Genomic DNA, 25,104 nt, shown 5'->3' on the forward strand with positions numbered 1-25,104 from the left:
TTGGAAAAAAGAAATCCCATCTTATTGATTCATGGTCTTTGGAATACTTCAAGTATTTTTTCTTCTATTACTTCAAAACTTGATGATATTGGAATTGAATATTTTGCTCCAACGCTTAAACATTCATTTGGAATGACTTCAATTCTGGATTTGACTAATAAATTAAACGAATTGATTTTAGAGAAATATGGTTTAGAAAAAGAAATAGATATTTTGGGATTTTCTATGGGTGGAATAATTGGTAGGTACTGGCTTCAAAAATTTAATGGGTGTAAAAGAACAAGAAGATTAATATCTATAGGTTCCCCTCACAAAGGAACTTTAATGGCTCAATTAGTCCCTAAATACCCTTTTAGAGGAATATCAGAAATGAAAATAAATAGTAAGTTTTTAAGGGGACTCGCAAATAATGATTTTTTACTTGATGATATTGAGTGTATAAATTTCTTTACTTATTGGGATATCATGGTATTCCCTGGTTGGTGGACAAATTTAAAATTTGGGAAAAAAATATCAGTAAAAGTATATATACATAGAAATCTTGTAAGAAATGAATCTGCGGTTGATAAAATAATCGATGAAATTATTTCGTAGCTCCAGATAGACCTAAATGTCTTATTAAGGGATCTGTTTGTGGCTCTCTTCCCCTGAATAGTTTAAATATGTCTAATGGAGGTAAGCTTCCTCCCAAGCTAAGTATTGTATCTTTAAATTTCTTTCCTATAAACTTTAAATCTTCAGGGTTTTCTAAATCAGCTTCTTCGAACATTGAAAATGCATCAGCACTAAGAACTTCAGCCCATTTATATGAGTAATATCCTGCTGAATATCCTCCTGCAAATATATGACTAAAACAACAAAGAAATTGATCTTCTTGAATTGGTTCAATAACAGTAGTTTGTTTTGCGATTTCTCTCCTTATTTCGTCAGCTGTTTTGCCTTTGTGTTTATCAATATTACTGTGCAATCTGAGATCTGTAATTGCAAAATGAAGTTGTCTAAGAGTGGCCATACCACAATTAAAAGTTCTATTCTTTAGAAGCTTCTCAAAATTCTCATCTGATAATTTTTCTCCTGTTTTGTAGTGCCTAGCAATATTCATAAGTGTGTTTTTATTAAAACACCAGTTTTCCATAAATTGACTTGGAAGTTCGACTGCGTCCCACTCAACATTATTAATCCCAGCTGCTTGAGGAAGATTAACAGTGGTGAGCATGTGTTGAAGACCATGACCAAATTCATGGAACAGTGTCTGAACTTCTTCAAAACTCATCAAACTAGGTTTATCTTTTGATGGTGGAGTCTGATTACAAACCAGATAAGCTACAGGGAGGGTCTTTTTGCCAACATTATTTTTATTCAAACATTCATCCATCCAAGCCCCTCCTCTCTTTGATTCAGGTCTCGAATATGGATCGAGGTAAAAGGATGCTATTTTGATATCTTCCTTATTAAGGATATTAAAAAATAAAACATCTTCATTCCACCGAGGTGCCTCATCAGTTGCATCGACTACTTTAATTTCAAAAAGCTTTTCACTTAATTTAAATAAACCTTTCAAAACATCATTTAGTGGAAACCAAGGCCTCAAAGACTCTTGATCCAAATTAAGCTTTTCCTTTCTAAGAAGTTCGGACCAATAACTAATATCCCATGGCTCGATATTCTCTGATTTTGAAAAACCATTAGCTTTAGAAAACTTATTGAGAGTTTCCAATTCAATTTTCGCGGTTTTGAATGCTGGTTCTCTTAATTCTTCTAAAAGATTTTCAACATTTTTAATTTCTTTCGCCATTTTCGTTGACAAACTTAATTCCGCCCAACTTTTATAACCAAGAAGATTAGCCTGTTTAGTTCTAAGAGATAATATCTCTTCAATGATTTGAGAATTATTTTTTTCTCCTTGATAAGCCCTACCAACGAATGCCTTATATAGTTTTTCTCTAAGGTTACGGTCAGTGGCATATGTCATGAACGAAGTATAAGTTGGAATATCTAAACTTAATTTCCAAGGACCATTCTTAATATCAACTTCTCCATCAATTTTTAAGTGTTTGTGTGCAGAAATTGCCATCAATTCAAGAACTCGTTCAGGGAGTCCATCGACTTCAGATTTTTTATTTAATATTAAAAACCATTTATTAGTGGCATCAAGAACATTGTTGCTGAAGTCTGTTGATAGCTTTCCAAGCTTTTCTGAAATATTGTTGAATTCTTCTTGATCATTTTTTTGTAGTGAAATACCTCTATGTTGCATCTCGAGAATTTCTTTGTCTAAAATTCTGTTTTTTATTTGATCAAAGTTGTTTGTCTCTTTAAGCTTGACTAAAGAATTATAAATTATTTTACTTTGTCCGAATTTATTACTCAAGCTAATAATCTCGGGAAGAAATTTTGAATAAATATTTCTAAGACTTTCAGAATTATTTACAGCATTTAGATGACTTATTACTCCCCAACTCCATCTAAGAATTTCATTAACTTCATTTAAAGGATTTATTACCTTATCCCAATCTAAATCATTTTGAATCAAATAATTAGATAAATTTTTCTCTATGCTTTTGAAGTCTTCCGCTATCTTTTCTAGTACTAATGGAAATTGTTTACTTATGCTATCGGGTGTAAATTTTTTAAATTCTGGTAATTCTCCATATTTAAAAATTGAGGTATCCATTTATTAAAATAATTTAATTAACTAAGGTTGGAATTAATCCTACTAACTTAGCTAAAGTGAGCTGCTGACTGAGAGCATTGGTTGAAGATTCGTATAGATTTATGGCGATTTTTGGCCAAAACCCAATAACCAAAGTAGGTAACAATAAACTGAAACCAATTGTCAATTCTCTACCATTCATCTCTTTAACTGTAGCCAGTGCAGGAATTCTAGGGCCAAAGAATACTCTTCTACACATTGATAGTAGATATATTGGTGTTAGAACCAAACCCACTGCTGCAATTATAATAGTTATTGATCTAAAGATAGAGCTGAAGCCTTCTTGACTAGTGATACCTAAAAATACAGTTATTTCACTTATAAAACCGCTCATTCCAGGGAGTGCTAAAGAGGCCAAAGAGCTTGCCAAGAAAAAAGCAAAAGTTATTGGTAGGACCTTTGCTAAACCGCCCATATTTGGTATCGATAGAGTATTTGTTCTTTCATAGAATGAGCCTGTAACAAAGAACATCGCTGCAGCGATGAGTCCGTGACTAATCATTTGGAGCATTGCTCCACTTATACCTAGTGCATCTACTGCTCCTATCCCTAGTAGAACAAAACCCATATGACTCACTGAGCTACAAGCAATTCTCCTTTTAACGTTATCTTGTGCAAATGCATTTAATGCTCCGTAAATTATGTTAATGATTCCAAGAATAATTAATGCTGGTGCAATTTGAAGATGTACCTCAGGTAGAATTTGAACATTGAACCTCAAGAGAGCGTAGCCTCCCATTTTTAAAAGTATGCCAGCGAGTAACATTGAAACTGGTGCATTAGCCTCTCCATGTGCATCGGGTAACCAAGTATGTAATGGAAAGATAGGAAGTTTTACTCCAAAACCAATTAAAAATCCTAAATAAGATAATAAAGCTAAGCTGCCTGTCACATGTTTATTAGTTAACTCGGTAATATTTAAAGTAAAGGTATCACCACTCAAGGCAAGTGCTAACCCACTTATTAGTATTAATAAAGATGCTAAAGCTGTATAAAGGATAAATTTAGTGGCAGCATATAATTTCTTTTTCCCTCCCCAAATTGCAATAAGGAGATATACGGGAACTAACTCAAGTTCCCAAGCTAAGAAAAATAATAGGAAATCTTGAGAGAGGAAAACTAATGATTGAGCTGACGCTTGAACTAATAGAAGAGCAAAATATAAATTAGATTTTTTCTTGATTTTCCAACTTGCGGCAGCTGATAAAAATGTAATTAACCCACTCAAAGCTACTAATGGAGCAGATAATCCATCTACCCCAAGAGACCACTCTAAACCTATTGAGGGTAACCAGGAAGTTCTTTCTATCAGTTGTAAAGAGCTATCTGTAGTATTAAATTTTTGGAAAAGGACGCCGATTATTAGTAAAAAATCTATAAATAAAAAACTTAATGAGATATTTCTAGGGAGTGTATTATCTTCTCCTTCCTTAGAGCTCAAGAACGGCATTATTAATGCCCCAATTAAAGGCAGCAAAACAATTGATGATAGCCAAGGAAAAGATTCTAAATTCATTTATAGAATGAATAATTTTTTTATTCTAGTTGAAGAAGTACTAGCTTGAGACTATAACATTAAAAATGCCTAAGTAAAACTACTTACCAGAGATAGCGCTAAATTGACTGCCTGTTGTTTGAACGTTTAAGAATGGTGCTCTGCTTGCTACGCCTGACTTTTCCCATGCTTTTACCATAGCTTGACTAACGTTTTTACCATTTTCTTTTTTACATAAAGCTAAGATACTTGGTCCAGCACCACTAATTGCGCATCCTAGAGCACCTGCATTTAGTGCGGCATCTTTGACTTCAAGTCCGCCCTTAATAAGTTTCCATCTGTAGGGTTCATGTAGCTTATCAAACATTCCCTCTTTTATTAATTCTTCATTCCCTGCTTTTAATCCGTTTAGTAACAAAGTAAGTGCCCCCATATTTGTCACTGCATCAGATATAGGAATATTCTTTGGCATAACTTTTCTTGCTTCACTTGTGCTTAGACGAATTGCAGGTATTGCTACGACAGCTTTAATTGAATCATGCCAATCACATCTAATGATTCTCCATCTTTGAGAAGAAGACCTAGCTGTCAAACAAAGCCCACCAAGGAGAGAGGGGACTACATTATCAGGATGACCCTCTATATCAATGGCAAGTTCTAGGAGTTTTTCCTTAGATAGTGGTGAGTTCATTATGGCATTTGCTCCAATTAGTCCAGCAACTATTGCTGTAGCACTACTTCCAAGTCCTCGTGCAGGTGGTACGGCTAACTTAACTCTTGCTTCAAGTGCAAAAGGATTAATATTTGCACTCTGCCATACTTTCTGCGCCGCTCTAAAAACTAAGTTTTCAGGTCCCCCTCTTAAGTGATTACCATCTGTACTTTCCATTATTAAATCAAACCTATCTCCACCACCTTCAATTCTTGTAAAAATAAATTCATTGTATAAATCTAATGCTGCTCCAAGGCAGTCGAACCCAGGTCCCAAATTTGCAGTTGTAGAAGGTACTGTTACTCTTATTTTTTTACCTACTTCGGGAATAGACATTTTTGTTACGTAGTTTTTATAAGCATTTTTGCTCTACAGGCTGCACTAAAAAGTCCAAATTCTTCATCTAAAATTACGTTAATAGGTATTGTTTTAAGAATATCTTTTAATCTTCCTTTATCAAAAAATTGTTTCGTAAATAAATTCGATTTAAAGTTTTTGAAATGTTTTGGAGCAGTTCCTCCAGAAATCCATAACCCACCAAAGCATAATTCTTGAAGCGCGACATCTCCCAATAAGGAGGAATATGCGCCTAACCAAATCCTCTCAACTTCAATCATTAGCTGATCACCTTCTTTAGAAAGATTACAAATTTTTTCTGGTAGTTCTTTTCTCAAGGCATCAGAAATTTTAACTTCTTTGAAATATTTTTGTAGTGGATGGTTTTTAGCATCAGATTTGCTAAGTCTCCATTCGGCAATTCTTGATAAACCAGTACCACTTACAATTCTCTCACAAGATATCCTTTCAACATTTAAAGAATTTTTGAGCCAAACCTTTAGTTCCCATTCTAATTCTGACTTTGGCGAGTATTCAATATGCCCCCCTTCACTAGCTAAAACTTTTACGTTACTTCCTGAAATTATGCCTCTTGCAATTCCCAAACCAGTACCGGCACCAACAATGGTATGAAAATCATTATTAGCAACTCCAGAATAGGACCCATTTTGGATGGTAGAATATTGATCCTTTTTTAAATAAGGTATTCCATAAATTTGTACTGCAAAATCATTTATTAGTTCGCAGCTTTTTAAATTAAATTTCTTTTGTAATGTATTTCCAGAAATATTCCACGATAAGTTTATTATTTTTGCATTGTTGTTAGATAAAGGACCAGCTACTGCGAAACATGCAGAAGAAGGATGAGCAATATTTTTGCATTCATTTTTAAGAAAATCTTCTAGGATTAGATCAAAAGAATCCCATTCAGAAGATATATATTTCTTTTTGAATATTAATTTAGGCGAGTCATCATTTATTAATTTTTCGAAGATTCCCAAAAGAACCTTTGTACCTCCTAAATCACAAGCGAGAAAATTCATCTTTCCAAAATTATTCTATTCTTCCTTTCTTCTCTATAAGTTTGTCCATCAATTTGAAAAGATCATTTAGATTTAAAATTCCTAAATTTGTTCCATCTAAAGCTCTTAATGCGACCGAATTGATTTCCTCTTCTTTATCCCCAATAACTGCAATTAATGGAACTCTCCCAAGAGTTGCCTCTCTAATTTTATATCCTATTTTTTCATTCCTAATATCAACTTTAGAACGGTAACCATTATTTTTTATTAATTTATTAAACCTTAAACACTTTTCATTATTTCTATCGGTAATGCTTAATAAAATTATTTGATAAGGAGCGAGCCAAATTGGGAATTTCGCCTCATATTGTTCAATTAAGATTCCGATAAATCTTTCAAAGGATCCTAAAATTGCTCTATGAAGCATTACTGGGTTTCTTTTTTCATTATCAATATCTACATATGTTGCATCCAATCTAATAGGCATTGAGAAATCAACCTGAATAGTTCCGCATTGCCAGACTCTATTTAGACAATCTTTTAACGAGAATTCTATTTTTGGACCATAAAAAGCACCTTCTCCGGGTTGTAGCTCCCATTTAAGATTCTTATTATCGAGAGCTTTTGTAAGAGCCTCTTCTGATTTATCCCAAATCTCTTCACTACCTACCCTTTTTTCAGGACGAGTTGATAATTTAATAATGATTTCATTAAAACCAAAAGTTTTATAAACCTCGAAAACAAGATCGATAAAAGTAGATACCTCTTCTTGGATTTGCTCTTCTGTACAAAATATGTGCGCATCATCTTGAGTAAAGTTTCTTACTCTCATCAATCCGTGTAGTGCTCCAGAGGGCTCATTTCTGTGACAAGAACCGAATTCAGCAAGACGAATAGGTAAATCCTTATAACTTTTTAAACCTTGATTAAATACTTGAATATGGCATGGACAATTCATTGGTTTAATTGCATAAGTTCTATTTTCTGATGCGGTAGTGAACATATCTTCTCTAAATTTTTCCCAATGACCCGATTTTTCCCAAAGAGATTTATCAACAGCTTGTGGGGTTTTAATTTCTAAATAATCATTTTTTTTAAGTATCTCCCTTATGTATTTTTCCAAGACTTGGTAGATTGTCCATCCATTTGGATGCCAAAAAATCATGCCTGGAGATTCTTCCTGTATATGAAAAAGTGAATGTTTTTTCCCAAGTTTTCTATGATCTCTTTTCTCCGCCTCTTCAATTCTTGTTAAATAATCTTTGAGTTCTTTTTCTTTAGCCCATGCAGTTCCATATATTCTCTGTAATGATTCATTTTCGCTATTACCTCTCCAGTATGAACCTGACAATTTAAGTAATTTAAAGTGTCTCAAATGTCTCGTGTTAGGTACGTGAGGCCCTCTACACATATCGATATATTCTTCGTGCTTATATAAATTTATGAGTCCTTCTTCAGGAATTTCTTCAATTATTCTTAATTTAAAAGTCTCATCTCTTTCTTTAAAAGTTTTAATTGCCTCTTCTTTAGAAACTTGTAAAATTTCAACGTCATAGTTTGTTTTTATTAATTTATTAATTCTATTTTCGATTTTTATTAAATCTTCAGGAGTAAATCTGTATTCAGAGAAAATATCGTAATAAAAACCATCTTCAATCACAGGACCAATCGCCATTTTTATATCAGAGTAAATTTGTTTAACTGCATGACCAATAAGATGAGCGAAAGAATGTCTTATTATTTCAATTCCTTCTTTATCTTTTGATGTGATGATTACAACTTCGGAATCTTTATTTATGGGAATTGTTGCATCAAGAAGAACATCATTTACTTTCCCAGCAATTGTTGCTTTAGCTAATCCAGCGCCTATACTCTGGGCAATTTCTAGAATAGTTACAGATTTTTCGAAAACCTTTTTTGAACCATCAGGCAAGGTAATTATTGGCATAATCTATTTCTCCATTTCAAAAAATCCCAATTTTGATTTAACTCTTTTTAAAGTCTGATTCGCTAAATCTTCAGCTTTTTCCTTCCCTTCATTAAGGATTTTATTTAGTTGATAGGGATCATTAATTAATAATTTATATTTTTTCTGAATAGGTTCTAGTGATTCAATAAGTTGTTCGGTAATTAATTTTTTAAATGTCCCCCATCCAGTCTCTAAGAATTCATTTTCACATTGAGAAATTTCTTTGCCAGATAATATTGAATAAATCATCAAAAGATTTTTAGATTCTGGTCTCTCTGGGTTGTTAAATTCAATTCCAATATAACTGTCACTTTTTGCTCTTTTAATTTTTTTTGTGATTATTTCAGGAGGATCTAATAAGTTAATGCGACTGCCCTCATTTGGATCACTTTTGCTCATCTTTTTTGAACCATCTACTAAACTCATTATTTTTGAACCATTCTTCATGATGATTGGTTGAGGGATCTTTAAAATATTTTTATCCTTACTAAATCTGGCATTAATTCTCTGTTGTGCAATATCCCTCGCAAGTTCAAGATGTTGTTTTTGATCCTCACCTACTGGTACGAAGTCAGCATCATAAAGAAGGATGTCTGCAGCCATAAGTATTGGATAGTCAAATAATCCAATAGATACATTATTACCTTGTTGTATGGATTTTTCTTTAAATTGAATCATTCTTTCCATCCAATTTATTGGGGTCATGCAATTTAATATCCAACAAAGTTCTGAATGCGCTGAAATCTGACTTTGGACAAAAATTGAACATATATTTGGATCTATCCCACAAGCGACGTACAAAGCCGCTGTAGAGATAGTGTTCTTAGATAATTCTTTGGGATTATATGAGGCTGTTATTGCGTGCAAATCAACTACACATAGAAATGTTTCATATTGCTCTTGAAGCGTAACCCAATTATTTATGGCCCCAAGCCAATTCCCAATATGTAAATCACCAGTTGGTTGAACTCCCGAAAGAATTCTTTTTTTATTTGCCATCCTCTTCTACTTCGCTAGATTGGATCTCTTCGGTTGATGTACTTTTGACAGGTCTCGCAAAAGGGTCAGGTGCTGTTTTTGCCTTTTCTTCATAAGAATTTTGTGATTGTCTACTCGGAGAAGAGTTTTTATTATTTTTTGCATATTCTTTGATTGATTCAATCAATTTTTCGTCTTTGATCATTTCGCTAAGTGTTCTAACAGAGAAACCCAGAACTGCAACGGTAGATCTTAATTGAAAGGTCTCTTGTATTGATTTAACAGCTTTCATTTCGTTATCACTCAATCTTATGCGGAATCCTCCTCCATCTCTTCTGCCGCCCGATCTGTCTCTGAAATTAGATCTTTCATTATTAGAACGACCTCTGTAATTTTCTTGTCCAGGATTATTGCTGAAATTTGAATTAGACATCTTAATGTTTCTTAAGTTATTTAAATAGTCTATTAACTTAGCATCTTGTTATGCAATAAGTCTTTTTAAAAGGCTTAAATTTTTATCTTTTGATTAACGACTTATGAAATTTTGCTTTTCTCATTCACAACTTGCATTAAAATGAAATTAGAAAAATAAAGTATTGTGTTTGATATTAGTAAAGACAACCTTTTAAAGGATTTCATAAAGTTTCCAAAAAAAAATTTTCTTATTATTTTATTATTGTTAGGTTTTGGGGAATGGTTTGTTAGTGACTTAATTCATTTTGCAGGAGGCTCAATAGGATTTTTTGCGTTGTGTTTGGGTGGATATTTTTACTTGAAGAATGATAAACCTAAATTTAATGAGCCAAATAATTTAGATGGTTGGATAAATCTATGTAATGAAGATTTAAATTTTTTTGAAGAACTTGAAGCAACAAATGAATTAGAAAAACAGAATTCAAAAAGACAAAAAATACTTGAATCTATTCTTAATAGATGTGAAAAAGAAAAAATAAGTTGCATTGGACAAAAAGATTATCAAAGTTTTCAAACTGCTTTGAAAAGTAATTTCAAAGCAGATAAGTTTGACTTTGATTTATACGAAAAACTGCCTAAATACAATTCTTCTCAAGTTATTCCAGAAGAAGCTTTAAAGAGTGATGCAATCTTGTATTTTATAAAATTGCCTTTGTCGGCAAATGATTTTTTGTGGCTGGAAAAGTTTCCTAAAAATATGCCAATCTGGTTGGTGGCTTTAACTTCAAACCAAATAGAAGCCAAAAATCAAATAGAAGACCTAAAGTCTCAAATCTCAAGTGACTTTGTAAACAAAATTATTACTTTTGATGTGAATAAGAGTGAAATAACAAATATACCTTTTTCTTTAAGGAAGTTTTTCATAAGTTCATCTAAAAATATTGAAAATACAAAAAAAAGGCTCTTGAAAGAACTTCATGCCGCCTGGCAATCTGAAATTGAAGGTATAAGAAGGATGCAGTTAAAAGATATACAAAGAAAAAATCAAATTCTTGTTGCAACGACTGTTTTCTTATCTCCTATCCCATCAATTGATGTTATGGCAATGACAGTATTAAATTCTTTAATGATTAAAGAAATTAAGTCTATATGGGGATGTAATTGGACTCCTGAAATTTTAGATAAAGTATCCAAAGAGATTTTAAAGACTGCAATTGCTCAGGGAGTTATTGAATGGAGTGGACAGACTCTAATTGGCATAACAAAATTACATGGACCAAATTGGCTTGTCTCTGGAACATTTCAGGCTGTCAGTGCTGCTTATTTAACAAGAGTAGTATCAAGTTCTTTGGCTGATTTTATGGCAATAACAAAAGGAGTAGAAGAACCTGATTTGGATTTTATAAAGAAAAATTCTGAGAAAATTGTTGAAGAAGCTTTTGAAAAAGAAAAAATAAATTGGAGAGGATTTATTTCTGATCTCAGAAAACCACTTATGAAACTATCTTTTAATTCATAACCTTGGGATGAATGTTAAATATGAAAAAAAATATATTTTTTTTAAGTTTGATACTTCTGCTTTCTATTGCTTCAGGCTCATGCAAGAGAATATCAAATAAAAATGAAACTAAAGAAGTAATACTGGCAAGTTTCACTGTTTTGGCGGATATAATTAACAATATCGCTAAAGATGATTTTATTGTTAGATCAATAACGAAACCTGGAGTTGAAGTTCATGGCTATCAACCAACTCCAAGCGATTTGGTAAATGCCTCTAATGCTTTTGTTTTTATTGATAATGGATTTGGATTTGAATTATGGGCTGAAAAATTTGTTTCTAATTTAAAAGTTAAAAGAATTACTGTCGCGGAAGATTTGGATCCTATTTTTATTAGTGAAGATTTTTATAAAGGGAAACCCAATCCTCATGCCTGGATTTCTCCAAAAAGAGGGATCCTATACGTAGACATTATCGTGGATTCTTTATCAGAATTGAGGCCATCCAAAAGGACATTATTTGAAGAAAATGGAAAAATTTATAAAGATAAACTATCCAAAATAGATAAAGAATTCTCACTTTTTATTAATAACTTAAACAAAGACAGGAGGTATCTAGTAAGTTGTGAAGGTGCTTTTTCGTATCTAACAAATGATTATGGATTAGAGGAAGTTTATTTGTGGCCAGTTAATGCTGAGAGTCAAATTACTCCCAAAAAAATGGCAAGAACAATCTCACTAGTTAAAGAAAAAAATGTTCCATCTGTATTTTGCGAAAGTACTGTAAGTAATGAATCTCAAATGGTAGTTGCAAACGAAACTGGGGCTAATTTTGGAGGAAATCTTTTTGTTGATTCATTATCTGATGATAGTGGTCCTGCTAGTTCATATATGAAAATGCTTGAGCATAATTTGGAATTGATAAAAAAAGGACTTTTTTGAATTATGGAAACAATCAATTATCAAAACTTTAGGATTGAGGCAGAGAATATTTGCGTAGATTACAACGGTAAGGTGGCTTTGTATGATGCCAATTTAAGATTGCAACCTGGCCAGATTTGTGGGTTAGTAGGGATGAACGGGGCTGGTAAAACAACTTTCTTTAATGCTTTAACTGGATTTGTAAATATTTCAAAGGGAAAAATTAGAATAAATGGAGAGTCTGTAAGATCTGCTCAAAAAGATCAGACAATTGCTTATGTTCCTCAAAATGAGGGAATTGATAGTCAATTTCCAATAAGTGTTTGGGATGTAGTGATGATGGGAAGATATGGTTCGATGAATATTTTTAGGTGTCCTAGAGAGTCTGATGTTCAGGCGGTTAAAGATGCTATTGAGAGAGTTGATCTTACTGATCATTTATCTACTCCTATTGGAAACTTATCTGGAGGTCAGAGAAAACGAACTTTTTTAGCTAGAGCAATTGCGCAAAGAGCATCAATACTTCTTCTTGATGAGCCTTTTTCAGGTGTTGATATAAGAACTGAAAAACTTATCTCGGAATTATTTATTCAATTTAAAAATGAGGGGAAAACTATATTATTATCAACGCATGATATGATTCATGTCCGTGAATTTTGTGATTTGGTTCTTTTAATAAATAAAACTGTTGTAGCTTATGGTGAAACCTCTGAAGTGTTTACCCCTGAAAATATTACAACCACTTTTGGAGGGATCTCACCTGATTTCTTGTTTGGACCTGAATCCTAAATTTTAATTTATATGGAACTCTGTTCTTTTTTAACTTTAGATTCATTCATCACAGATCCTTTAACTCATGACTTTATGAGAAAAGCACTTCTTATGAGTTCATTAGTTGCAGCTGTTTGTGGTTTTCTATCAAGTTATTTGACTCTTAAAGGATGGGCTTTAATGGGAGATGCAGTGTCACATTCCGTAATGCCTGGTGTTGTGGTTGCTTATGCATTAGGTCTTCCTTTCTCATTAGGGGCATTTATCTTCGGAGTTGGGTCTGTAGCATTGATAGGGTTTATTAAGCAGAAATCCAGAGTAAAGGAAGATACTGTCATTGGGTTAGTATTTACTGGATTTTTTGCTCTTGGAATAGTATTGGTTTCTAAGATTAAAAGTAATATTGATCTGCACTCAATTCTTTTTGGTAGTCCATTAGGAATATCACTTTCAGATGTAAAACAAACTATATTTATTTGTTTATTGGTAGTGATCCTTTTATCAATTTTTAGAAAAGATTTAATGCTTTATTGTTTTGATCCTAGGCATGCAAAAACAGTTGGAATTAATGTATTTTTTCTTCATTATTTACTCCTCACATGCTTATCTTTGGCCGCTGTTGTTGGCTTGCAGTCTGTTGGAATTATTTTGGTAGTTGCAATGTTGATTACACCAGGGGCTACAGCATATTTACTTACGGATAGGTTTGATAATATGACAGTAATTTCAGTATTAAGTGCAATTATCTCAAGCCTTATAGGAATCTATGTTAGTTTTTGGTTTGATCTTGAAACAGGTGGATCAATTGTCTTAGCACAAACTTTTATATTTTTATTTGCTTTTTTATTCGCTCCAAGATACGGAATATTTAAGTTAAAGAAATTATTTGCTGGGTATAAATGATTGTGGTGGATGAAACTTTAAATAAAAAGTGGAATTGGTGGCCATTATTCCCCTTATATCCTTATGGAAACAAGAAAACAATTCTAAAAGAATTAATTACTGATCAAATATGGTCCTTGGAACAAATACAGGGACTTTATTATGTTGCGGTCCCAATAAGAATGACAGTAATAAAGGTCGATAATGGATTGATGCTAATAAACCCACTACCCCCAACAAAAGAATTAATAAATGAGTTAGAAAAATTAATTGCGATTCATGGCAAAGTAAAAACAATAATTCTACCGAGTGCATCTGGACTAGAACATAAAATTGGACTGCCAGGTCTTTCAAGAACTTTTAAAGATGCGGAAATTTGGCTTTGTCCTGGACAATGGAGTTTTCCCATAAATCTACCACTAGATTTTTTGGGAATTCCATCAAAAAGATCAAGAATACTGTTTGAGGAAGGTACTCCACACACAAACTACTTTAAATGGTCTTCATTAGGCCCTCTGAATTTAGGACTTGGAAGATATCAGGAGATAAGCTGTTTCCATTATCCTACAAAAACACTTCATGTGACAGACGCAATAGTTGGAATAGACTCCACACCACCTGAGATATTTGATTTTGATCCAACTCCACTTCTTTTTCATTCTAGAGAGAGAGGAGATGAACCTTTGATTGATTCCATCGAACATAGAAAAAAAGGATGGAAAAGGTTAGTCTTGTTTTCATCTTTTTTAAAACCAGGTAAATTAAATATTCCACCTTTAAAAAATATATTTAAGTATTCATTCAAAAAAGATCTGAGGAATTGGAGATCTCATTTCGGTATTTATCCCTTTTTATGGGACGAAGATTGGGAATCTTCTCTTGTTGAAATAATGGGTAAAGATACTCCTAAGATTCAAATTGCACCAGTTTTACAGAAATTAATTTTTCCGCGTTCAAAAGAAGTTTTACTCAAATGGTTAGAAAATATCAAGTGTTTTGAAGATATGGAATATTTAATTCCAGCTCATTTTACGGCCCCTATAAAATTTACAATAGAAGATTGTCAAAAATTAATTAATGAAATTAATTCCCAAAAGTGGGATAAACTTCCTGAGGATAATAAATTTTTGATGGGTTTATATAAAAAGTTGTTTGAACTAGGAATAATTCCTGAAGAAGTAAATCTTTAAAAACAATTATTCTTCAATGGACATGTTCTCATCATTTTTAAGAGTTTGTTCCAGCTCTTTTCTTTGCTCCATTTGTCTTAAGAAATATCCTGTCATCATTGCAGAAGATAATAAATTAGCAATATTGTCTTTTGAAGATGTTATTTTTACATCAAATTGATCTGAAGGAAGCATTCCAAGAAGGCCTTGAACATTATGCCTAATAATTTCTTGAATATCTTCACTAGCTGATTTTGCTACTCTTTGCAAAACTTCTGGAGATTGTTTTTGTAAATATTGGATTAAATCATTCTCATCGTTTGGATCATTATTTTCAGTAGCAAGAAATTCTGGATTAAACATTTCTACAACTTCAAGATATAAAAACCCTACAACATCACGTACCCATTAATCTAAATTATTAAGGGCAGGGAACCGAATAGGTCCAATTTTATTAAACGGCCAATATCTAAAAATAGCTTTACCAATAACCTTTTCATAGGGTAAAAATCCCCAAATATGTGAGTCCATACTGTTATTTCTATTATCTCCCATCACCCATAATGACTCTTCTGGGACAATAAAAGGCCCTATAGAATAATTAATATTTTTGTCAAAAACGTAATTTTTTTGAGCAATATCATTTAAGTAAAGGTTACCTTCTCTTACTTCTACTTTGTCTCCAGGTATTCCAATTACTCTTTTTATTAGTGCAGTATCTGCTTCGTAACCAGCATTAATTAATTGTTCCGGAACGTTAAAAACAACTATTTTATTTTTTAATTTTGAAAGATTTGATTTGGAAGTGATTTTGGGGGTTACCTTCTCAACAAGAATTTTATCTTGTATTTGAAGAGTTGGAAGCATTGAACCAGATGGGATCCATCTTGGCTCTATAACCTGCCATCGTATAATTAAAGCTATAGATATCCAGATTAAAAGATTTTTTAAATCCTTTAGTATTGAGTTTCTTTTTTCTTGAGTTGTAGACATGTTTTATTTAATTCAGTTATAAGGAAAATCCCAATGCATTTATATAAATTATGACATCATCTATTGAATGCAAAAATTTTCTGAGAAGTTTACAACTTTTGAATCTCTTAATTAAAATTGGAGTTCAAAATTTAATAATATGTCCAGGAAGTAGATCAGCACCCCTAGCGATAGCTGCTGGAGAATTAAATAAATTAGGACTGGTAAATATTTTCAATTCAATAGATGAGAGATCTGCGGGATTCCACTCTCTTGGGATCTCTGCTGCATCAGGTAATCTCTCTTTAGTTATTACCACTTCAGGGACTGCCGTAAGTAACTTATTGCCAGCAGCAGTTGAGGCAGACCGATCTTGTAAAGGTATTATATTTCTTACTGCTGATAGACCCTTAAGATTAAAAGATTGTGGCGCTAATCAAACAGTAAATCAAGAAGATTTTTTGACTTCAGTCTGCAGAAGGGTTTTAAGTACAAATCTAAATGGACTACATGAAACACAAGAAAACGAAATCTTGAATTTAGTTCGTATTACTGAGAAACAAATATCAACTTTCCCTGGGCCTATTCATTTAAATATTCCTATTGATAAGCCTTTAGGTATTTCACCCTTAAATAAAAAAAATGTTTTAGAGGTTTTTGAAAGGATTTATTTAAAGAAAAAATATATATTTCAGGAAGTTGAAATAAAATCTGATAAAAACAAATTCTTAGAAATTTCAAAAAGTTTAAATTTAGATGAATCCGGCATTATTTTGGTAGGTCCCTATCAAGGTTCTATAAATGATTTGATTTCTTTCAATAAATCTTTAGAAAGATTGCAAGAAATTACTGGTTGGCCAGTATTTGCTGATCCTGTTTCAGGAGTTAATTCTGATTTGAGAGGATTAGTTGTGAATTGGGAATTAGTCTTAAGAAAAAATAAAAATTCAATAAATTGTCATCAACTTTTGAGACTTGGACCTATGTCATCTTCAATTGATTTGGAGAAATTTTTAACAACTTTCGAAGGTATACAAATTCTTATAAAAGAAAAAAACTATAGAAAATTGGACCCAATAAAAAAATCATTTGAATATGATTTTGGGCTTTCAAATTTTACTACTCTATTGCTTGAAGAATTATCTATTAACGAGAAAAATAAAAAGTCTCTTACTCCAATGGCTTTAGACCTAATAGAGGAAGGCGAGCAAATTAAGGGATTTATAAAAGAGAAAATTTCTCAAGACAATCAAATCACTGAGTATATGCTTGCAAATCTTGTCCCAAAACTTTGGCCAGCTGAAAATCCTATAATGCTCTCCGCGAGTAGCCCGATTAGAGATTGGCTTACATTTTCTGAGAATGGTACTTTAACAAGAAATTGTTTCAGCTTTAGGGGCGCTTCTGGCATAGACGGTACTTTATCCCTTGCATTAGGTATTTCTAGAATTAAAAATCCTCTACTTCTTGTGACTGGAGATTTGGCTTTTATTTATGATATAAACGGTTGGCTGATTGAAAATTCAATCGACATGAATTTAACAATTCTTCTAATAAATAATAATGGCGGAAATATATTTAATCGTATTTATAAAAAAAATTTAAAAGAAGATGAATTAAAAAAACTGTTTCTTATGCCAAAAGAAATTAACTGGCCAAAACTCGCAGAGGCTTATCAGGTAAACTTTAAAAGCGTGGCAAATTTTAAAAAATTAAGAGAGGCATTCGATTGGAGCATTTCTATCCAGAAATCTGTAATAATTAAAGTTGATGTTGATCCAGAAAATGAAATTTGTGAAAAAAATGCCCTGCTAGAAAAAATAATTGGCAGTTAAATTTATCATTTTCTATTTTTGAATAACTAGATTTCATGAAAGTATTACCTGGTAAAACAACTTTAAATTGGTCAGAGTGCAAATCTTATGAGGATATATTGTTTCACAAATCAGATGAGGGAATTGCGAGAATTGCAATCAATCGGCCTGAAAAAAGAAATGCATTTAGGCCACAAACTGTAGATGAACTTATTGATGCATTTGATATCGTAAGAAATGATGAAAATATTGGCGTAGTTCTCTTTACAGGTGCGGGACCTGACAAGAAAGGTATTTATTCTTTTTGCTCTGGAGGTGATCAGAGTGTAAGGGGTAAAAATGGGTATAAAAATGATGAAGGGAAGCAGAGATTAAATGTACTTGAACTTCAAAGATTAATAAGAAGTTTGCCTAAAGTAGTTATTGCCTTAGTCCCTGGTTTTGCAATTGGAGGAGGACAGGTACTTCATTTAATTTGTGATCTCAGTATCGCCTCTGAAAATGCAATATTTGGTCAAACAGGCCCAAGAGTTGGTAGTTTTGATGCCGGTTTTGGATCTAGTTATTTAGCAAGGCTTGTTGGTCAAAGAAAAGCAAAAGAAATTTGGTTTTTATGTAGAAAATATAATTCCAAGGAAGCTCTTGAGATGGGCTTGATAAATGCAATTACAAAGATTGAAGAATTAGAAGCTGAGGGTGTAATCTGGGCAAGAGAGATTTTACGAAATAGTCCAACTGCTATTCGTATTCTTAAAGCTTCATTCAATGCGGAGAATGATGGGATTGCGGGTATTCAGGAATTGTCTGGATATGCAACTCAATTATTTTATTCGACTAAAGAAGCCCAAGAAGGTAGAGATGCCTTTCTTGAAAAGCGTCCACCAGACTTCTCTGATTATAAGTGGACATCCTAGTTTATTTTTCAAAAGAACTTTTTTAAACAATTATCAATGAGAATTCTTCTTGCCGCTGCTGAATGTGCTCCAATGATCAAAGTTGGAGGGATGGGAGATGTGGTTGGTTCGTTACCTCCATCTTTGATAAAACTTGGACATGATGTAAGGGTAATAATTCCAGGATATGGAAAATTGTGGAGTCTTTTAGAGGTATCGAATGAACCAGTTTTTAGAGCAAATACAATGGGCACTGATTTCGCCGTATATGAAGCAAAACATCCCATACATAATTATGTGATTTACCTAGTGGGTCATCCAACATTTGACTCTGACCAAATATACGGAGGCGAAAATGAGGACTGGCGCTTTACATTTTTTGCTAGTGCCACTGCAGAATTTGCATGGAATTGTTGGAAACCTCAAGTTCTCCATTGCCACGATTGGCACACTGGAATGATTCCTGTGTGGATGCATCAGGACCCGGAAATTAGTACTGTCTTCACAATTCATAATTTAAAATACCAAGGCCCTTGGAGGTGGAAACTTGAAAAAATGACTTGGTGTCCTTGGTATATGCATGGAGACCACACAATGGCTGCGGCAATGTTATATGCAGATAGGGTCAATGCTGTTTCTCCGACTTATGCAGATGAAATTAAAACCCATGAATACGGGGAAAGTCTAGAAGGATTACTTAATTACATTTCAGGAAAATTAAGGGGGATTCTTAATGGCATAGATCTTGATGAATGGAATCCAGCGAAAGATCCAGTTTTACCTGCAAAATTCAGTATTAAGAATATAGAAAATAGACTTGAAAATAAAAAAATTCTGCAGAGAGAAATGGGTCTCGAAGTTAATTCTAAAAAATATCTTTTAGGTATGGTCAGTAGGTTAGTTGATCAGAAAGGGGTTGACTTACTTTTACAAGTTTCAAGAAGACTTTTAGCATATACAGATTCTCAAATAGTTGTTTTAGGGACTGGAGATAGATATTTAGAGTCAGGATTATGGCAACTTGCATTAGATTACCCAGGAAGATTTTCTGTATTTCTTACCTATGATGATTCTTTATCAAGACTTATATATGGTGGTTCTGATGCATTCTTGATGCCAAGCAGATTCGAACCTTGTGGCATTAGTCAACTACTTGCTATGAGATATGGTTCTATTCCGATAGTAAGGCGAGTAGGAGGTTTAGTTGACACGGTTTTACCTCATGATCCAGAAAATAATAGTGGAACTGGTTTTTGCTTTGATCGCTTTGAACCCATAGATTTCTATACATCTTTAGTAAGGTCATGGGAGGCTTTCAGGCATAAAGATAGTTGGGAATTATTGCAAAAAAGAGCAATGAGCCAAGAGTTTAGTTGGCAAAGATCTGCACTAGAATACGAAATTATGTACAAAGATGTTTGTGGAATAAAAGAACCATCTCCAGATTTTGCTGAAGTTGAAAAATTCTCTTATGGACAATCGGCTGATCCATCTTTAAAAAAAGTATGACTTAATTTTTTAATGGAATTCTCGTTATCAGAATTAAATAATGTTTTGGGGGATATTAAAAATCTGAGTGAGGGGAAAAGAGATTCTCTAGGTTTTAAAAATATAAGTATTGATAGTAGAACTTTATTAAAAAATGATCTTTTTATAGCAATAAAGGGTAAAAATTTTGACGGGCATACTTTTCTTCCAGATGTTTTAGATAAAGGAGTTAAGTCAGTAGTAATTAAAAAAGGGATGCAGAGATTACTTCCTAGTAATTTTCCTTATTGGGTTGTTAATGACACATTAGAAGCATTTCAAAAATTGGCATTGCTAAAAAGAAAAAAATTAAATATCCCTATTATCGCTGTAACTGGTTCAGTGGGTAAAACAACAACAAAAGAAATGATTGGTGGAGTTTTAAAAAAACTTGGAAGAATTAAATTATCCCATTCAAATTTCAATAATGAGTTTGGAGTTGGTCTTACTATTCTTGCTACAGATATAAAAGATAAAGCTTTAGTTCTTGAGATGGGGATGAGAGGTCTTGGACAGATCGAAAATTTATCTAAATATAGTGAACCCGATATTGCAGTTATTACTAACATTGGTACAGCTCATATTGGATTGTTAGGTTCAAAAAAAAATATTACTTATGCAAAGTGTGAAATTAGTAAGTTCTTAAATCCCGAAGGAGTTGTAATAATTCCAGCAAATGATCCATTTCTAGAAAAAACTTTAAAAGAATATTGGAAAGGTAGACTTATTAAAGTGAAACTAATAAATATAGAAAATCAAAAGTCGAGTTTAAAGAAAGATGATAGTTTGCGAGGATTTTATAATCCTTCGAATAAAACAATATTAATTGAAGAAAATATCTTTGAAATTTCATCAGAGGGGTTTCACAATGCTTCGAATTTCTTATTTGCTTATGCAGTTGCTAAAGAGCTAGGCATTGATTTTGCAAGTTTTAATAAATTTGATTTTGTAAGTTTAGGTGGAAGAAATAAAATTCTTAAATCAGTAAAAACAACAATATATGATGAATCATATAATGCTTCGCCGGAGTCAGTAAAAGCATGTATTGAAAACCTACTTGAAAAACCGAGAAATAAATTTTTCATATTTGGAAGTATGCAAGAATTGGGAGATGAATCTGAAAAATATCATAAAGAAATATTCAACTTAATAAATAATTCGGAAATAGAAAAGTGTTTATTTGTTTGCGATAAAGAAAATGAAAAAATTTACTCCAATTATCTAAAAGATAACAATAAATTCTTAGTTTTAAATAATATAAAAGATGTACCTCAAGAGATAAACAAATCTACAAAAAAAGGTGATTCTATCCTTATAAAAGGGAGCAGATGTTGGCAACTTGAAAAAATTATTGAATTAATTAACTAAATCAGGATTTCTTTTTTTCCCAATTCTCTATATTTACTTGCTTAGTTCTTGAGATCGCTAATGAATTATCTTTAGAGTCTTTTGTGATCACTGAACCAGCTCCTGTTGTTACTGATTCCCCTAGATTTATTGGTGCTACAAAAACTGTGTTTGCTCCAATACTGGAATTTTTGCCAATTTTTGTTTGATGTTTTTCCTTCCCATCAAAATTTGCAGTAATAGTGCCTGCTCCAATATTTGTAGATCTTCCAATAATAGAATCACCAATATAACTTAGATGGTTTACTTTAGATTCTTCCTCTAGTTGACTATTTTTGATCTCAACAAAATTACCTATTTTGCTATAAGAAGATATTTTGGAATTAGGTCTTATATGACTATAAGGGCCAATTTTTATATGATCCATTATCTGAGAATCATAAACAGTAGAGTTTGAAATTTCACAATTTAATCCCACATTAGAATTCTCAATAAAAGCATTTGGACCGATAATGCAATGACTTTTTATTTTCGTATTTCCTCTAATATGTGTATTAGCCTCTATGATTACATCCTTACCAATTTCAGCTTCTTCACTAATTGAACAACTTGCTCTATTTATAAAAGTTACACCATTAAGCATATGTTTTTCTTTAATTGAATTCTGAATAAATTCCTCGCATTCTGACAGTTGAATTCTGTTATTAATTCCTTGAAGCTCTCCATTATCCTCTACCTCGAGACTTGAGGAATTTTTTAGCAGAGATATTGTATCTGTTAAGTAAATCTCTTTTTGATTATTATTGCTTTGCAAGGTATTAATTATTTCTGATAAGTTACCCCAGTTAAAACAGTAAATACCTGCATTGATTAATGGATTTTCTCTTTCTAGATCATCGCAATCTTTTTCTTCAACAATTCTCTCTATAAAACTCCCATTCAAAAAAACTCTGCCATATCCATGAGGATTTGTTTTCTTTGTAGTAATTAAAGAAACATCAGCATTTTTTGAATCGTGTAGATACAAAAGTCTTTTTAGAGTGCTAGGTCTAATGAGTGGCACATCGCCGTTTAGTACCAAAAGTTTTCCTGCATGTTTTTTTACTTCTTTACAAAGTACCTGGATGGCATGACCGGTCCCTGATTGAGGTTCTTGAACAACAACGTGGATTTTTTTATCGTTTGGGATTGACTTTTGTACTTCTTTTGATTGGTGTCCAGTAATTACGAAAATCTTATCGGGCTTTAATTCGACACATGAATCAATTACTCTTTGTAGAAGACTTTTGCCAGAAATTTTATGTAAAACTTTTGGCAATGAGCTTTCCATTCTAGTTCCCTTGCCTGCCGCTAATATCGCAACACTTAACATGTTTATTTGAAATCCTATTTTAAATCTAACTCTTAAAGGATAACTTCGTCATTCCCCACTTCTTTCTCCATTTATTTGTAGATAATAGATTTGAGAATAATTGCTCATCTAATCTTCTCCTAATTATATCTTCTTTACTTGAGTTCAAATCTTGATCTCTATATGGAATACTAGCTTTAGTTAAGAGATGTTCTTCTTCCATTAGAGATAACTTTTCAAAATTGAAATTAGGTTTCAATTTATTCTTATCAAATTTTGATATCGCGACAGTTCCCTGACTCCAAAAAGGTCTGTTTTTAAAACTTGGCTTAATAGTAAAAATTTCTAATCCAAGATCTCTTAGGGTTTTTCTTACTGCCGCTGATGAAGAATAAGTTATTAAATAACCATAAGGATTGAGATTATCTGTGACTTTGGATAAAAATTCAATCGTCCATACTTGTGGGCATTTTTGAGGAGAAAAACCATCTAAATAAATCAGATCGAATTTAATAGAGGAAGGAATAATGTTGATTTTTTTTCTAGCATCACCCCACAAAATACTGCATTTAAAAAATTGATCCTCAAAGTAATCTTTTCGATAAAGTGATTCAAATATTTTTTTAACTTTTGGATCCCATAATTTAAGGAAAGATTCATTTCTAAGCGAATATTCAAGAGGCTTTTTATCAATCTCCAATGCATACAAATTTAAATATGATTTTTGTTTAATTAATTCATTTAATAAAGAAGCGGAATTGTATCCTAAACCAAAACATATATCCAAAACATTAAGAGATTTGCCCTTAAATCTTTGCAAATTAGAAGTAGCTGTAAACTTTGACTTTGTTTCCTCTAATGCGCCCAATAAACTATGAAAGTTCTCTTGAAAAAAGACACTTCTTAATGAGTAACTACCATCTTTAGTTAAAACTTCTATTAATTCAGACAAAAACTTTTTAGGCTAGTTAGTTAGTTTGGCCAGCTCTTCCCAAAAAGTGGGATACGAGACGCCAGCAGCATTAGATCTCATTATTTTTGAGGTACCTTTAGCCAGAAGTGAAGCGATAGCAAGACTCATTGCTACTCGATGATCTGTCTCACTATCTACCTCCGCAGAATGAAATTTTGACTGCCCATTAATAATTAACCCATCCTCTTTTTCTGTTATTTCAGCGCCGAATTTTTGTAACTGTCGTGCCATAACTTTTAATCGATCTGTCTCCTTAACTCTTAATTCTTGTGCATCCTTAATTTCAGAAACTCCATTACAAAAACAGGCAGCCACAGTAAGGATAGGAATTTCATCTATAAGTTTTGGGAGAATATCTCCTTCAATAGTGAATGATCTTAAATTATTTGAAGTCTTTACTTTAATAGATCCAATAGGTTCACCTGCAATAGTCGATTTATCTAGGATCTCATAATTGCACCCCATCGAATCCATTACATTTAAAATCCCTGTTCTAGTAGGATTTAATCCGACATTCTGAATTAAAACCTCTGAATTTGGAACAATAGATGCAGCAATCATCCAAAAAGAAGCAGAGCTTATGTCTCCGGGAATCAATATTCTCTGACCAATTAAGTTGCTACCTGACTTGATAACTACATTCCTTCCTAATTCTCCTCTGATACTGATGTCTGCTCCAAATGCTTTTAGCATTCTTTCAGTGTGATCTCTTGAAGATGCTGGTTCAATTACAGAAGTTGTTCCAGAAGCATTGAGGCCTGCCAATAATATTGCAGATTTTACTTGAGCACTTGCAACTGGAGTTCCAATAACACATCCCTTAAGTTTTTTCCCATCAATTGAAATTGGAGCTTTGTTACCCCTTTCCCTTCCGTAAATTTTGCCGCCCATCAAAGATAAAGGTTTGCCAACTCTTCTCATCGGCCTTTCGTTAAGAGAAGCGTCCCCACTTAAGATGAAATTTTTACCTTCTTGTGAGGCTAATAAACCCATTAATAATCTCATAGTGGTTCCTGAATTTCCACAATTGAGAATTTCTTTTGGCTCTTTTAAACCATCAAGACCTAATCCTGAAATCGTAAAAGGCTCATTTTTTTTTATTTCTGGTATGTTTGCACCTAACTTTCTTAGACAATCAGCAGTTGAAAGTGGATCTTCGGAATGTAAGAACCCCTCAATCGTCGTCTCACCCTTAGCAATACTTCCTATTATTAGAGCTCTATGAGAAATAGATTTATCTCCAGGTACTTTTACTTTTCCTTTTAAATTAACTCCACCTTTTATTGTGCGGATATTATTCATTTTCAAATTAATTACTTGATAAAATTTCTGTAAAAACAAATTAGTT

Annotated in this window: 22 protein-coding genes; 10 read left to right on the forward strand and 12 right to left on the reverse strand. The window is 32.6% G+C overall.

The window, feature by feature from the left end; genetic code table 11:
• Positions 1 to 594, forward strand: a complete 594-nt coding sequence (locus tag HA140_RS03155; protein WP_209039693.1) for an esterase/lipase family protein — start codon at positions 1 to 3, stop codon at positions 592 to 594.
• Here HA140_RS03155 and HA140_RS03160 read toward each other — a convergent pair.
• The 7 genes from HA140_RS03160 to HA140_RS03190 all read right to left on the reverse strand — a co-directional run bounded on the left by HA140_RS03160 (position 584) and on the right by HA140_RS03190 (position 9,658).
• On the reverse strand, positions 584 to 2,674 hold the full coding sequence (locus HA140_RS03160; protein ID WP_209039694.1) for a M3 family metallopeptidase: 2,091 nt from the start codon (positions 2,672 to 2,674) through the stop codon (positions 584 to 586). The two genes, HA140_RS03155 and HA140_RS03160, sit on opposite strands and share 11 nt — an antisense overlap.
• 13 nt (positions 2,675 to 2,687) lie before the next feature.
• Positions 2,688 to 4,229: an NAD(P)H-quinone oxidoreductase subunit 4 gene (locus HA140_RS03165; RefSeq protein WP_209039695.1), complete on the reverse strand. Its 1,542-nt coding sequence runs from the start codon at positions 4,227 to 4,229 to the stop codon at positions 2,688 to 2,690.
• A gap of 79 nt (positions 4,230 to 4,308) precedes the next feature.
• Positions 4,309 to 5,256, reverse strand: coding sequence for a homoserine kinase (thrB, locus tag HA140_RS03170; protein WP_209039696.1), 948 nt, complete (start codon positions 5,254 to 5,256; stop codon positions 4,309 to 4,311).
• Between the two features lie 5 nt (positions 5,257 to 5,261).
• Positions 5,262 to 6,299, reverse strand: coding sequence for a glucokinase (locus HA140_RS03175; RefSeq protein WP_209039697.1), 1,038 nt, complete (start codon positions 6,297 to 6,299; stop codon positions 5,262 to 5,264).
• 10 nt (positions 6,300 to 6,309) lie between these two features.
• Positions 6,310 to 8,226, reverse strand: a complete 1,917-nt coding sequence (thrS, locus tag HA140_RS03180) for a threonine--tRNA ligase (protein WP_209039698.1) — start codon at positions 8,224 to 8,226, stop codon at positions 6,310 to 6,312.
• Between the two features lie 3 nt (positions 8,227 to 8,229).
• Positions 8,230 to 9,246 carry a tryptophan--tRNA ligase gene (trpS, locus tag HA140_RS03185; RefSeq protein ID WP_209039699.1) on the reverse strand — a complete coding sequence of 339 codons (1,017 nt, stop codon included), beginning with the start codon at positions 9,244 to 9,246 and terminating at the stop codon, positions 8,230 to 8,232.
• A complete protein-coding gene (locus tag HA140_RS03190; protein WP_209039700.1) occupies positions 9,236 to 9,658 on the reverse strand; it encodes a hypothetical protein in 423 nt (140 codons plus the stop codon). Before HA140_RS03190 ends, trpS begins: the two co-directional genes overlap by 11 nt.
• Positions 9,659 to 9,823: 165 nt before the next feature.
• Here HA140_RS03190 and HA140_RS03195 point away from each other — a divergent pair, with 165 nt between their 5' ends.
• From HA140_RS03195 to HA140_RS03215, 5 genes are read left to right on the forward strand one after another with little or no spacing between them, the layout of a single operon-like run.
• Positions 9,824 to 11,158, forward strand: coding sequence for a YcjF family protein (locus HA140_RS03195; protein WP_209039701.1), 1,335 nt, complete (start codon positions 9,824 to 9,826; stop codon positions 11,156 to 11,158).
• A 20-nt stretch (positions 11,159 to 11,178) separates the two neighbouring features.
• Complete coding sequence (locus tag HA140_RS03200; RefSeq protein ID WP_209039702.1) at positions 11,179 to 12,078, forward strand: metal ABC transporter substrate-binding protein; 900 nt, start codon at positions 11,179 to 11,181, stop codon at positions 12,076 to 12,078.
• 3 nt (positions 12,079 to 12,081) lie between these two features.
• The gene (locus HA140_RS03205; RefSeq protein ID WP_025979645.1) at positions 12,082 to 12,846 is read left to right on the forward strand and encodes a metal ABC transporter ATP-binding protein; all 765 of its coding nucleotides are present in this window, start codon (positions 12,082 to 12,084) and stop codon (positions 12,844 to 12,846) included.
• 12 nt (positions 12,847 to 12,858) lie between these two features.
• Complete coding sequence (locus HA140_RS03210; RefSeq protein WP_209039703.1) at positions 12,859 to 13,731, forward strand: metal ABC transporter permease; 873 nt, start codon at positions 12,859 to 12,861, stop codon at positions 13,729 to 13,731.
• Positions 13,728 to 14,900: a DUF4336 domain-containing protein gene (locus HA140_RS03215; RefSeq protein WP_209039704.1), complete on the forward strand. Its 1,173-nt coding sequence runs from the start codon at positions 13,728 to 13,730 to the stop codon at positions 14,898 to 14,900. Before HA140_RS03210 ends, HA140_RS03215 begins: the two co-directional genes overlap by 4 nt.
• A gap of 6 nt (positions 14,901 to 14,906) precedes the next feature.
• On the opposite strand, the gene HA140_RS03220 is transcribed toward HA140_RS03215, so the two are convergent.
• Both HA140_RS03220 and lepB read right to left on the reverse strand, forming a co-directional pair.
• Positions 14,907 to 15,242 (reverse strand): DUF760 domain-containing protein, encoded by a 336-nt coding sequence (locus HA140_RS03220; protein WP_012007422.1) that lies wholly within the window; start codon positions 15,240 to 15,242, stop codon positions 14,907 to 14,909.
• Positions 15,243 to 15,287: 45 nt separating this feature from the next.
• Positions 15,288 to 15,872 (reverse strand): signal peptidase I, encoded by a 585-nt coding sequence (gene lepB / locus HA140_RS03225; protein WP_209039705.1) that lies wholly within the window; start codon positions 15,870 to 15,872, stop codon positions 15,288 to 15,290.
• 50 nt (positions 15,873 to 15,922) lie between these two features.
• On the opposite strand from lepB, the gene menD reads away from it, so the two are divergent.
• Genes menD through HA140_RS03245 form a run of 4 tightly spaced genes read left to right on the forward strand, consistent with a single transcriptional unit; the run spans position 15,923 to position 21,453 of the window.
• Positions 15,923 to 17,686, forward strand: a complete 1,764-nt coding sequence (gene menD, locus HA140_RS03230; RefSeq protein WP_209039706.1) for a 2-succinyl-5-enolpyruvyl-6-hydroxy-3-cyclohexene-1-carboxylic-acid synthase — start codon at positions 15,923 to 15,925, stop codon at positions 17,684 to 17,686.
• A 35-nt stretch (positions 17,687 to 17,721) separates the two neighbouring features.
• Positions 17,722 to 18,579, forward strand: coding sequence for a 1,4-dihydroxy-2-naphthoyl-CoA synthase (gene menB / locus HA140_RS03235; protein ID WP_209039707.1), 858 nt, complete (start codon positions 17,722 to 17,724; stop codon positions 18,577 to 18,579).
• 36 nt (positions 18,580 to 18,615) lie between these two features.
• The gene (glgA, locus tag HA140_RS03240; RefSeq protein WP_209039708.1) at positions 18,616 to 20,067 is read left to right on the forward strand and encodes a glycogen synthase GlgA; all 1,452 of its coding nucleotides are present in this window, start codon (positions 18,616 to 18,618) and stop codon (positions 20,065 to 20,067) included.
• A 12-nt stretch (positions 20,068 to 20,079) separates the two neighbouring features.
• Complete coding sequence (locus HA140_RS03245; RefSeq protein ID WP_209039709.1) at positions 20,080 to 21,453, forward strand: UDP-N-acetylmuramoyl-tripeptide--D-alanyl-D-alanine ligase; 1,374 nt, start codon at positions 20,080 to 20,082, stop codon at positions 21,451 to 21,453.
• A gap of 1 nt (position 21,454) precedes the next feature.
• On the opposite strand, the gene glmU is transcribed toward HA140_RS03245, so the two are convergent.
• Genes glmU through aroA form a run of 3 tightly spaced genes read right to left on the reverse strand, consistent with a single transcriptional unit; the run spans position 21,455 to position 25,064 of the window.
• Positions 21,455 to 22,804, reverse strand: coding sequence for a bifunctional UDP-N-acetylglucosamine diphosphorylase/glucosamine-1-phosphate N-acetyltransferase GlmU (gene glmU / locus HA140_RS03250; protein ID WP_209039710.1), 1,350 nt, complete (start codon positions 22,802 to 22,804; stop codon positions 21,455 to 21,457).
• 25 nt (positions 22,805 to 22,829) lie between these two features.
• Entirely contained in the window at positions 22,830 to 23,735 is a 906-nt protein-coding gene (locus HA140_RS03255; protein WP_209039711.1) for an MnmC family methyltransferase, read from the reverse strand.
• A 12-nt stretch (positions 23,736 to 23,747) separates the two neighbouring features.
• On the reverse strand, positions 23,748 to 25,064 hold the full coding sequence (gene aroA / locus HA140_RS03260; protein ID WP_209039712.1) for a 3-phosphoshikimate 1-carboxyvinyltransferase: 1,317 nt from the start codon (positions 25,062 to 25,064) through the stop codon (positions 23,748 to 23,750).
• Between the last annotated feature and the right edge of the window lie 40 nt (positions 25,065 to 25,104).

This window comes from Prochlorococcus marinus CUG1417 (assembly GCF_017695975.1).
In the GTDB taxonomy this organism is placed as follows: domain Bacteria; phylum Cyanobacteriota; class Cyanobacteriia; order PCC-6307; family Cyanobiaceae; genus Prochlorococcus_A; species Prochlorococcus_A marinus_AG.